Genomic DNA, 10,227 nt, shown 5'->3' with positions numbered 1-10,227 from the left:
TCTCGCGGCTTCTCCCCTTCCGTTTGCTCACGCACTTCGTGGAGTTCTTCTAGAGTAATATCGTCGAACCGACCCATTTCATCGGACTTCTATCTTGGTCGGTAAGTATCTTTAGCCGACCCTATGAGTCTGCGGTTTCTCTCCCACGGCACCCATCTGCGCCGGGAGTTCGAGATCTACGAGGTCGCCGGCCCCGAACTCGCTTCGCTCGCGGAGGCGACCGGCGAGGTCGCGAGCCTCGGGATCGAGGAGGGCGGCGAGCGGGTCCTCCTCGACAAGGTCGAGGGGGAGAACGCGGTCTACGACAAGGCGCCGACGGGCGAGTTCACCCGCATGCACTGGACCTCGCTGGGGAAGACGATCCTCGCCCACCTCCCCGAAGAGCGCGTCCACGGGATCGTCGACGATCACGGCCTGCCGGGGGCGACCGAGCGGACGATCACCGATCGCGACGAATTGTTCGCCGAGCTCGAGTCGATCCGGGAGAGCGGCTACGCGATCGAGGACGAGGAGCGCCGGGAGAACATCCGGGCGGTTGCCGTGCCGGTCTTCACCGACGGCGCGGTCGCCGGCTCGATCTCGGTCTCGGGTCCCGTCTCGCGCTTTTCGGACGCCCGAATCGGAGCCGAGCTGGTCGCCGCCCTCGAGGACCGCGCAAATGTAATCGAAGACCGGCTTCGCCACTAGTAACTGGCCGTCAAGTGGGTTAGGTGATAGATCGAGACGGGACTTAGCAAGGGGTTCATGCCACCAGTGTCAGTCACTCGACCTCACCAGCATTCTTGGGTTTCAGAGAACTATTATATTCTTCGAAGAGAAAAAGTATTTTGTTTAGGTAGGAGAAGAACTGGTATGGAAGTCCAATCGATTAGAGCGATTCCGCTAGAGCACTCACTAAGTCCAGGTAGCGCTTTCGGTGGGACCCGCGGCGTGACGGAGACACGAACCGCGACGCTAATTAAGCTCGTATCAGATGATGGGACCGTCGGGTGGGGAGAAGCGTTCGCACCGCCGCGAACGGTGGCACAACTGATAGACGAAGAGTTTGCCGAGGCTGTCATCGGGTTGACTCCGTGGGATGCCGAATCGCTCGCTGATGACGTGTACACCGGAACGATCGGTGGGTACCATTTCGGACGGGGCCCGTTTGTCCAGTCTGCCCTCACGGGAATCGAAGTCGCGCTCTGGGATCTCCGAGGAAAGCTCTTAGGGAAACCGATTCACGAACTCCTTGGTGGTCGATCGAGATCGTCTGTCACACCGTACGCCTCAACGATGTATATCACTGAGTGGGATCAAGATCCAGCTTCTCCGATGCAGGAGGCTGTCGAGGAGGAATTCACCGCAGCGAAAATCAAAATCGGTCGTTCCGTCGAAGATGATCGTGAACGGGTCCGGATTGCTCGCGAAATACTGGGCGACGACGCTCCGCTCATGGTCGACTACAACGGGAACTACACCGTTTCAGGGGCGCTTGAATCGATCCGGGCTATCAGCGAGTTCGACATCACATGGGTTGAGGAACCCCTCCCTCCAGAAGACACGGAGGGATACCGGGAACTCGGCCAAAAAATCGATGTGCCGTTAGCTGCCGGCGAAGCGCATTTCGGTCGTTTCGAGTTTACAGACCTGATTCGGAGCGGAGCGATCGACGTGGTCCAGCCGAACCTCGGCCGCTGTGGCGGGTTCGCTCAGGCTGAGTACATCGCACAGGTCGCGACGACGAACAATGTTAAAGTACGGCCTCATGTCTGGAACAGCGCAGTCGGCGTTGCAGCGGCACTCCAGTTCACTGCAACGGTACCAGACTATCCTCAACGAGCGGACCTGGCTAATGAGGCAACACTTTTCGAGTTCGATCGCAGTGAAAACCCCCTTCGAGACGAGCTGCTCACGGATTCGCTTGATCCGTCCGATGGAACGCTATCGGTTCCGACCGAACCTGGGCTTGGTATCGAAATCGACGAATCAGCCGTAGAACGATTCGCTGTTGATTATTGAAGATAGGGCCTAAACGTTGCGAATTACAACCGATTGCGTTACACATGATGGATTCTCTTCTCTCGATGTGATTCGGTATGGCATCGCTATGAATCGTGTGGATGAATTATGATCGTGGCTTCTGGCATTCGGAGACCAAGAGATGTGTATAGATATTAGCTAGCCATCAAGAGTGTAGACGTAGCTCTGGAGAGATCGCTTCTAACTCTATGATTTGTGCGTACAGACTTCCCTATGGGGTCAGGGCAAGCTCCTCAGCTGGGACTAACATTGTTGGTCGATCCATAGAGACGTTCAGTAGTGGATACTCCCAACGACGGCAAGAAAATAAGGTGAATCCCCCGTCAACGATCACACCGACATGGAATAGGGAAGTCATTCAGCATATCGCGAATCGCTATGCGGCGAACCTTTCAACCCACATCAGACGGAAAAATCTGCCACCGATGTTCTTATTCGGACGTTTCAAATCATATTTGGATTATTAAATGTTGATTGCCGCTGATTTTGAGGCGCCGATCCAACGGCTGCTCCGTTCTAACGATATTGTAAGACTGAAGAATAGCGCTAGCATACCCTGTGTTACAATCATATGGTCGTAATCCTTAAAGACGGCTGTACCAAGTGGCCGTCAGTAGTGCTTGTACTGAAGTTCAATGACGTTTGCCGTGTTCCGCAGTTCGGGAAGTAACTCATCCTGGATCCTATCGTCACTGAATCGATGTTTGGGTCCTGCAACAGAGATAGCTATATTTTTCAATTGTTCGCCGCTCTCGATCGGAATAGAGAGAGCTCGGACCCCGCTTGTTCGCTCCTCATCTTCTAGTGAATATCCCTGAGAACGGATCGTATCTATTTCTTGGAGAAGTTCCTCGATCTCGGTGATTGTCTGCTCAGTTCCTTTAGGTAGGCCCGATTCCTCAACGATAGCGCGGATTTCGTCATCTGATCGCTGGGATAATAATGCCTTCCCCACTGCTGTCCAATGCATTTCGGTGAACTCACCAGTAGTGGCGTTGTCTGCAACAGCGTCATGAGGTTCTGAGATATAAAGCAATACCCTCTGACCATTTTCTTCATACCCGATAGTCCCTATCTCACCAGTTTTGTGAGACAATTCATCGATCTCTCCTCGAGCTACGTTATATATGTCCATTTCTCGTCGAATATTTCCACCGACTTCAAGAAATCGTAAACTAAGCCTATATGTTCCATCCTCATTAATGACATATCCTAAATCCTGAAGCGTCCTGAGATAGATGTATGCTGTGCTTTTCGGAATATCAAGGTGGTCCGAGAGATCGGTAGCAGTGTGTGGCCCCTCGTTTCTGAGCACGTTAATGATTTTAAATGCGCGTTCAACGGCGCTAATTCGATTTTTTGAAGATGAATCGGAACCATTTCCATTATTATTCATAGGAGGTTGTTTTGGGTGCACACTCTTAATAGTACCCTCTCCAGTTGTGTACAGATAATGTAGTATAATAATATTAGACGCGGATGGATTGGGGCGTCTGTTACGGTCGCCTGAATATCAGTTCGCTATCGGTCGCTACCTCAACTAGGCCGAACGCCAATTCAATTCCTTCGCCTCTACGTTAAACGAGGCACTTGTGGCGTAGAGTGTTGGTGAGTTAAAGCGCAGTTTTGAGTGTTTCTTGTCCCGATTTTCGATAGCACGACAAGAACGTGTCATACAAGGGTTCTCAACACCTATCATTCACAAGGTGTGGTGTGAATAGAACTCCCAACTGCCGAGATTAGCGGAGTCAGACACGATATGGAGACCGTATAATCGCCGGGTAGAGGGTGTGAAACGGATTCTATGACACGCTGCGACAATAAAGCTGAAACACACTGAGATACGGTGTGAGCTGGCCTTGGAAACGCCTCGATGGGGCGGGAGCCAGGATTGCGCCAACGATCGGCGTTCGCAGGTATTGACGTGATCGCCTCCGCCTGCGTATTCGTCATCATCGTAGACGGCGTATTCATGGTCGAATGCGTCGTCCTCGTCGAGCGGTTCGTACGCCCAAGAGCCGTCGGTGTAGACGATCAGCGACTTCTCTCTACAGTCAGCGAACAAGGGTCGAATCGTCGATTCGTCGGTGGCTTTCGCTGGCACCACAGAGCAGTCATCGGTGGCGCGATCAGCGAATGATCCGAAAACGGGGTTCTGCCGCTGCCACAACGGTTTTCAACGCGCAAAAGGTGGATGATAAATTAGATCGACCGGAGAACTTCTGCGCCGGTCTCGATCGATGCCGCGGGGTCCTCGGGCTCGTCGTGTTCGTAGATGAGCCACTCGACGTCCACCTCGCTTGCAGCCTCCGCACACGCCGCCATGTCGACGTCGCCCTCGCCGATCTCCCGGAAGCCCCGTTTCTCGTCGGCGACCATATCCTTCATGTGCAGGAGGTCGATCCGATCGCCGTAGCGCTCGATTAGCTCCACGGGATCCTCGCCCCCGACGAGCGCCCAGCCGACGTCGAGTTCGAGTCCGACCTCCGGAGCGAGGTCGGCCAGCCGCTCGAAGGAAGTCTCCCCGCCGACATCGACGAACTCGTGGGCATGGTTGTGGTAGTGGATCGGCCAACCGTACTCCTCAGCATCGTCGGCGAGATCACTCAGCCGCTCTGCGGTCTCGCCGACGGCCGCCTCGCTCTCGAAGTGTTCGTCGCCGAGGTAGGGAACGACCGCGCTCGCACATCCCAACCGGTCGCCGTAGAGGCCGTAGCTCCCTGCAAGGTCGGACTCGAGGTCGTCGATGCCGACGTGGGCACCGGTCGTCTCCAGGCCCGTCTCGGCGAGTTTCTCGACGACATCCTCGGGTTCTGCATCGCGGAGCCCGCCGGAGAACTGGACGCCGTCGTAGCCCGCGTCGGCGACCCGATCGAGGATGTCGAGCATCGGTTCGTCGAGCTCGCGCACGCTGTAGAGGTTGATCGCGGTTCGTGCCATGGGTCGGGGTCACACCCCTCCCATATTTGTGTTGTGGTGCCGGATCGAGATCATTCTTCCTCGTCCCCGCTCTCATTGTCGTCCTCGCTTGCGACCGGCGCGAGCTCTCCTGTTTCGACCATTTCGGTGAGCGCGTTTCCGCCCTCCTCGAGGGGAAGCTCAATCCGGCCCCGGCGGCGTGCGGACGCCCAGGCCGCGAAGATGATCTCGGTCGCCCGAAGCGCGTGATCGGCGGAGATGACTGGCTCCTCGCCCGACTCGAGACAGTCGATCGCATGGGAGATCGCGCGCTCGATCGCGGGGGCGCCCTCCGTATCGATCTCCTCCCAACCCCCGCCCGTATCGGTCTTGTACCGAACGTCGGCTTCGTTCTCGTCGGAGGCGACTTCGATGACACCCTCGGTGCCGAGGATTCGGTGGTGGGCGCCGATGGCATCCGCGCCCGAGCCGTAGCCTGTCGAGGCCAGTCCGAAGACGCCCTCGCCGTACGACCACATCGCCAGCCCCTGGTTCTCGTTGTGGACGCCGTAGCGGACGTCCTCCTCGTCGTAGTGGACCTGTCCGAGCACCCACTCCGCCTCGCGTTCGCCGACGAAGTGGTTGCAGAGGTCGATCAGGTGCGAACCGAAGTCGTAGAGGTTCTTCCCACCCATCTCGACACGCTCGACCTCGCCGATCACGCCATCGGAGACGAGCCTGGAAGCCTCCTGCCAGGTCGGGTCGAAGCGACGCTGGTGGTTGAAGGTGAGTTGAACGTCGTTTTCCTCTGCGGCACGGGCCATCCGTTTCGATCCCTCCCAGGTGTCGGCCATCGGCTTCTCGCAGTGGATCGCGCCCGGTACCTCGGTCTCGGCGGCCCCGACCACCAGGTCGGCGTGGGTCGGCACGGGCGTACAGACGCTGACGATATCGGGTTCGGTCTCGAAAAGCATTTCCTCGAACTCCTCGAACACCCGGCCGTCGTCGATCTCGAACTCGTCGGCGAACGCCTCGGCGTTCTCGCGGACGATGTCCGCACAGGCGACCAACTCGCAGCCTTCGATCTCGCGGTAGGCTTCGCCGTGTCGGTAGGCCATCGCTGCGCTCTCGCCCCAGACGATGTTGTCCGGTTCTGGTCCCGTGCCGATCACGGCTGCGGTAACACGTGTCATCCGGTCCGGAATTTACCCCGGAGGGGATTAACCTTAACGCAGGCGCTAATTCCCCTTCCTCACCGGGCGCGTCAGCGCGAAGTCGGGCGGGGAGAAGTCACACCGTTCGTCACCGGCAGTCCAGTCGGTCGGTAGCTATTTGGCGCCGAAGCGGCCTGGAGGAGGTATGACCGAGAACCACCGGATCGCGATTGCGGGAATCGGGTCGGTCGCCGAGATGCACGCCCTCTCGATTGGCGACATCGAGGAGACGACGCTCGTTGCGGGTTCCTGTCGGACCGACTCCCGCGGCCGGGCGTTCGCCGACGAGTACGGCTGTGCGTGGTTTTCCGACACGGAGACGATGCTCGATGAGACTGAGTCCGACGTCTTGATCGTCTGTACGCCCAGCGGCGCCCATCTCGAGCCGACGCTGGCGGCCGCCGAGCGCGGGATCGACGTGCTCTGTGAGAAACCCCTCGAGATCACGACCGAGCGGATCGACCGCATGGCCGCGGCCTGCGAGGACGCCGGCGTCACACTGGGCGGGGTCTTCCAGCAGCGCTTTACCGATATCTTTCGGGAGGTCCACAGCGCCGCGGAGGCGGGCCGCTTCGGTAACCTCTCGGTCGCAAACGCCTACGTCCCCTGGTGGCGCGACGACGGCTACTACGAGGGCGCCTGGCAGGGGACCGAGGAACTCGACGGCGGCGGTGCGACCATGAACCAGTCGATCCACGCGATCGACGCCGTTCAGTGGCTCGCCGGGACCGCTATCGGCACCGACCGCGACGAGAATCCCGTGGGCGAGGTCTTCGCGTATACGGACCGGCTGGCCCACGACGAGGACCTGATGGAGGTCGAGGACACCGCCGTCGCCGTTGTTCGCTATCGCGACGGCACGCTCGGCCAGCTCCTGGGTGCGACGTCGATGTATCCCGGCTCCCTCCGGCGGGTCCAGCTTGCCGGCCGGGACGGCACCGCCGAGGTCCTCGAGGACGAACTCGTCACCTGGCACTTTCGCGACGAACGCGAGGACGACGAGACGATCCGCGAGCGCTTCGGCGAGGGAGAGGCCAGCGGCGGCGCCGCCGATCCGATGGACATCGACTACACCGACCACCGCCGGAACATCGAGGCCTTTCTCGCCTCCCTCAAGAGTGACGATCCCTACCCGCTGGACGCGAGCGAGGCTCGCAAGTCCGTCGCGATCATCGAGGCGATATACGACTCCGCCGAGCGCGGCGAACCCGTCTCGCCGAGCTGACTGCCGCGACCGAGGATTCCAGACATCTCATATGAACCCGATCCCCGAAACCGACCCCGAGATGCCCTGGACACGAAGCGATGTCCGGGAGCTGGTTCGCCGGCTCGTCGCGCCACTCGAAGCACACGCGAGCCCCGGCGGCGCCCGGGTTCGCCCCGGCGAGACCGGCGCATCGTTTCCCGACCGGGACGCGGAGCTCGAGGGCTTCGCCAGGCCGCTATGGGGGCTTGCACCGCTGGCCGCCGGCGGAGGTGAGTTCGAGCACTGGGATCGCTATCGCGAGGGACTGCGTCACGGGACCGATCCCACCCATTCCGAGTACTGGGAACCGATTTCGGATTATTCCCAAGCGGTCGTCGAGCTCGCCCCGATCGGGGTCGCGCTCGCGCTCGCCCCCGACAAACTGTGGGAGCCCCTTTCTGCGGACGATCGTGATCGGATCACGGACTGGATCCGCGGGGTCGAGGACGTCGAGATACCCGATTCGAACTGGAGATGGTTCCGGGTGCTCGCGCTTGCGGGGCTCCGATCGGTCGGCGTCGAAGTCAAGTGGAGCGTCGCCCAAACCGATCTGGACCGGCTCGAATCGTTCGGGCGCGCGGACGGCTGGTACGTCGACGGCCCCGACGGCGCGTGTGACTACTACGCGGCCTGGGAACTTCACACGGACGCGTTGTTGTACGCGACCCTCGCCGGCGAACGGGGAGTCGTGGACGCCCCCAACGAGGATCGACTCGCGGGATTCTCCGATCGCGCGGACCGCTTCGCCGAGGACTTTCGCCACTGGTTCGCCGACGACGGCTCGGCGCTGCCCTACGGCCGGAGCCTGACTTACCGGTTCGCCCAGGCTGCCTTCTGGGGCGGTCTTGCCGTCGCCGGTCGGAATCCCCTCCCCTGGGCCGAGATCCGCGAGCTCTGGGAGCGCACCCTCCGGTGGTGGCTCGACCAGCCGATTTTCACCGACGGCGGCGTCCTCTCGCTTGGCTACCGCTACCCGACACTGAAGACGACCGAGACCTACAACTCCCCGAGTTCGCCCTACTGGGCGATGAAGGCCTTTCTCCCGCTCGCCCTCCCCGAGAGCCATCCGTTCTGGCGGGCCGAGCCGGACCTCTCGCCTGCCGATAAGAAGGAATCAGTGCTCGGCCGAGATCTCGACCACGAACGGACGATGGAGACGCCGGCGATGGTCGTCACCCGCTCTGCGGGCGAGGTGACGGCGCTGGTCGCCGGCACGGATACCCATTATTCCCACAAGTACGACAAGTTCGCGTACTCGACGGCGTTCGGCTTCGGCGTCGGCAGCGACCTGCGAGGAGTCGCAAGTGCGGGCATCGACGGCACGCTCGGGCTCGGCGAGGACGGAGAACACCTCCGAGTCCGCGGGAACGTCGAGGGCTGGCTCGAAGACGGCCTCCCCCGCTCGCGATGGGAGCCCTGGCCGGACGTGAGCGTCGAGAGCTGGCTCGTCCCGGCGACGCCCTGGCACGTCCGGGTTCATCGCCTCGAGACCGACCGCCCGCTCCACAGCGTCGAGGGCGGATTCCCGGTCGCTCGACCCGGCGAGGCCGACGCCGGACGCCGCGAGGAGGAAGCCGCCGCAGTCGTGCGATATCCAGCTGGCCACAGCGTGATTCGTGACCTCTCCGGGGACCGCGAGGGCGAGGTGATCGACCAGGACCCGAACACGAACGTCCTCCATCCCCGGACGGCCGTCCCGGTTCTCCGAGGGAGACACGAGTCGGGCACCTCCTGGCTCGTCACGGCCGTTCTCGGGGCTACGGAGCTCGAGGACTCCGTCCGGGATCGGCCGCCGGTTCTCATCGATGACGGCCTTCAGATCAAATCCGCCGATGGCAAGGTTCTCTTTGAGCGGGAATGAACGGTGCCAGGAGACACCCATTCATGCATTCTGAATCGGTAGCAATCCTGAGGATGGGTTACTGTATGAGAACAGTCCATGTCTACGGCGAGTACAACTCCTCAGAATGTCCTAATTTGGTTTCAGCATGTTAGCGACTCGGCGGACGCAGTCGTCGGGGTCTGCGTCCGGCGATGGGGTGAACTCGCAGCCAACGTAGCCGTCGTAGCCAGCCTCTCCAAGCGCCGTGAGGACGTTCTCGTAGTTCAGTTCGCCGGTCCCGGGCTCGTGGCGACCCGGGACGTCGGCGACGTGAACGTGACCGATCAGGTCGACGTGTTCGGTCAGGTTGGCGGTAATATTGCCCTCCGTGATCTGCTGGTGGTAGATGTCGAATAGGAGTTTGACGTGGTCGCTACCGACTTCCCGTATGATCTCGTAGCCCTCGTAGGAGGAACTCAAGAAGGCGTCCGGGTGGTCAACAGCAGTGTTCAACGGTTCTATGGCGAGTGTGACGCCTGCCTCCTCGGCGGTCGGCGCGACTGCCTCGATGACCTCGATAGTATTCTCGAGTTGGGCCTCCCGACCCAGTCCCGCCTGTGCGGGCCCCGGCGAGAGATTGATGGTCGGACAGCCGACTGCCGCAGCACGCTCGACCGAGCGGTTCCCTTCCTTGATCGCCTCTGCGGTCCGGCCTGGATCTGTGAGTGGGGTCTTGCTCCCGGAAAGATAGGCGAGATCGAGCCCATGGTCCGTACAAGCACCGGCGATCTTCTCAAGTTCGTCGCCGTGCCAAGGGCGGTACTCTATCGCATCGGCACCCGCGGACGCAGCCCGTTCGACCTGCTCGACGAGCGTTCCTTCCTCGTAGGTTGGGTTAAGATAGACCGAGAGCCCATGCATCGTTATCGATCTACCCCCTCGTTGCACCAATTCCAGGCGACTGGAATGGTGACCATACACACATATCGGGTTGGTACACTTCTACACACTCCACTGTGTGCCAT

8 protein-coding genes and 1 pseudogene are annotated in these 10,227 nt (G+C 60.4%); 4 read left to right on the top strand and 5 right to left on the bottom strand.

Annotated elements, in window-relative coordinates; all coding sequences use genetic code 11:
• Window positions 1-123: 123 nt before the first annotated feature.
• Together LCF40_RS19900 and LCF40_RS19895 are read left to right on the top strand one after the other, a co-directional pair.
• Window positions 124-687, top strand: coding sequence for an IclR family transcriptional regulator (locus LCF40_RS19900; RefSeq protein ID WP_224829917.1), 564 nt, complete (start codon window positions 124-126; stop codon window positions 685-687).
• 165 nt (window positions 688-852) lie between these two features.
• On the top strand, window positions 853-2,001 hold the full coding sequence (locus LCF40_RS19895) for a mandelate racemase/muconate lactonizing enzyme family protein (RefSeq protein ID WP_263623778.1): 1,149 nt from the start codon (window positions 853-855) through the stop codon (window positions 1,999-2,001).
• 631 nt (window positions 2,002-2,632) lie between these two features.
• On the opposite strand, the gene LCF40_RS19890 is transcribed toward LCF40_RS19895, so the two are convergent.
• From LCF40_RS19890 to LCF40_RS19875, 4 genes and pseudogenes are all read right to left on the bottom strand, one after another.
• Window positions 2,633-3,418: an IclR family transcriptional regulator gene (locus tag LCF40_RS19890; RefSeq protein WP_224829915.1), complete on the bottom strand. Its 786-nt coding sequence runs from the start codon at window positions 3,416-3,418 to the stop codon at window positions 2,633-2,635.
• Between the two features lie 406 nt (window positions 3,419-3,824).
• Window positions 3,825-4,186: pseudogene (locus LCF40_RS19885) on the bottom strand (IS1595 family transposase); the annotation flags it as partial.
• 38 nt (window positions 4,187-4,224) lie between these two features.
• A complete protein-coding gene (locus LCF40_RS19880) occupies window positions 4,225-4,962 on the bottom strand; it encodes a sugar phosphate isomerase/epimerase family protein (protein WP_224829914.1) in 738 nt (245 codons plus the stop codon).
• A gap of 50 nt (window positions 4,963-5,012) precedes the next feature.
• Entirely contained in the window at window positions 5,013-6,113 is a 1,101-nt protein-coding gene (locus tag LCF40_RS19875; RefSeq protein WP_224829913.1) for a Gfo/Idh/MocA family protein, read from the bottom strand.
• A 166-nt stretch (window positions 6,114-6,279) separates the two neighbouring features.
• On the opposite strand from LCF40_RS19875, the gene LCF40_RS19870 reads away from it, so the two are divergent.
• Together LCF40_RS19870 and LCF40_RS19865 are read left to right on the top strand one after the other, a co-directional pair.
• The gene (locus LCF40_RS19870) at window positions 6,280-7,359 is read left to right on the top strand and encodes a Gfo/Idh/MocA family protein (RefSeq protein WP_224829912.1); all 1,080 of its coding nucleotides are present in this window, start codon (window positions 6,280-6,282) and stop codon (window positions 7,357-7,359) included.
• A gap of 31 nt (window positions 7,360-7,390) precedes the next feature.
• Entirely contained in the window at window positions 7,391-9,241 is a 1,851-nt protein-coding gene (locus LCF40_RS19865; protein ID WP_224829911.1) for a DUF2264 domain-containing protein, read from the top strand.
• 111 nt (window positions 9,242-9,352) lie between these two features.
• Here LCF40_RS19865 and LCF40_RS19860 read toward each other — a convergent pair whose 3' ends face one another.
• A complete protein-coding gene (locus LCF40_RS19860; protein ID WP_224829910.1) occupies window positions 9,353-10,123 on the bottom strand; it encodes a hydroxypyruvate isomerase family protein in 771 nt (256 codons plus the stop codon).
• Between the last annotated feature and the right edge of the window lie 104 nt (window positions 10,124-10,227).

The sequence above is a fragment of the Saliphagus infecundisoli genome (assembly GCF_020177375.1).
Lineage (GTDB): Archaea > Halobacteriota > Halobacteria > Halobacteriales > Natrialbaceae > Saliphagus > Saliphagus infecundisoli.
The sequence above is the reverse complement of the archived record's forward strand: the minus strand, read 5'-3'. Positions and strand labels throughout refer to the sequence as shown.

Excerpts from the sequence above, each read along its gene's own strand:
- LCF40_RS19900 (WP_224829917.1), top strand. The coding sequence starts at position 124 with ATGAGTCTGCGGTTTCTCTCCCACGGCACCCATCTGCGCCGGGAGTTC.
- LCF40_RS19895 (WP_263623778.1), top strand. The coding sequence starts at position 853 with ATGGAAGTCCAATCGATTAGAGCGATTCCGCTAGAGCACTCACTAAGT.
- LCF40_RS19890 (WP_224829915.1), bottom strand. The coding sequence starts at position 3,418 with ATGAATAATAATGGAAATGGTTCCGATTCATCTTCAAAAAATCGAATT.
- LCF40_RS19880 (WP_224829914.1), bottom strand. The coding sequence starts at position 4,962 with ATGGCACGAACCGCGATCAACCTCTACAGCGTGCGCGAGCTCGACGAA.
- LCF40_RS19875 (WP_224829913.1), bottom strand. The coding sequence starts at position 6,113 with ATGACACGTGTTACCGCAGCCGTGATCGGCACGGGACCAGAACCGGAC.
- LCF40_RS19870 (WP_224829912.1), top strand. The coding sequence starts at position 6,280 with ATGACCGAGAACCACCGGATCGCGATTGCGGGAATCGGGTCGGTCGCC.
- LCF40_RS19865 (WP_224829911.1), top strand. The coding sequence starts at position 7,391 with ATGAACCCGATCCCCGAAACCGACCCCGAGATGCCCTGGACACGAAGC.
- LCF40_RS19860 (WP_224829910.1), bottom strand. The coding sequence starts at position 10,123 with ATGCATGGGCTCTCGGTCTATCTTAACCCAACCTACGAGGAAGGAACG.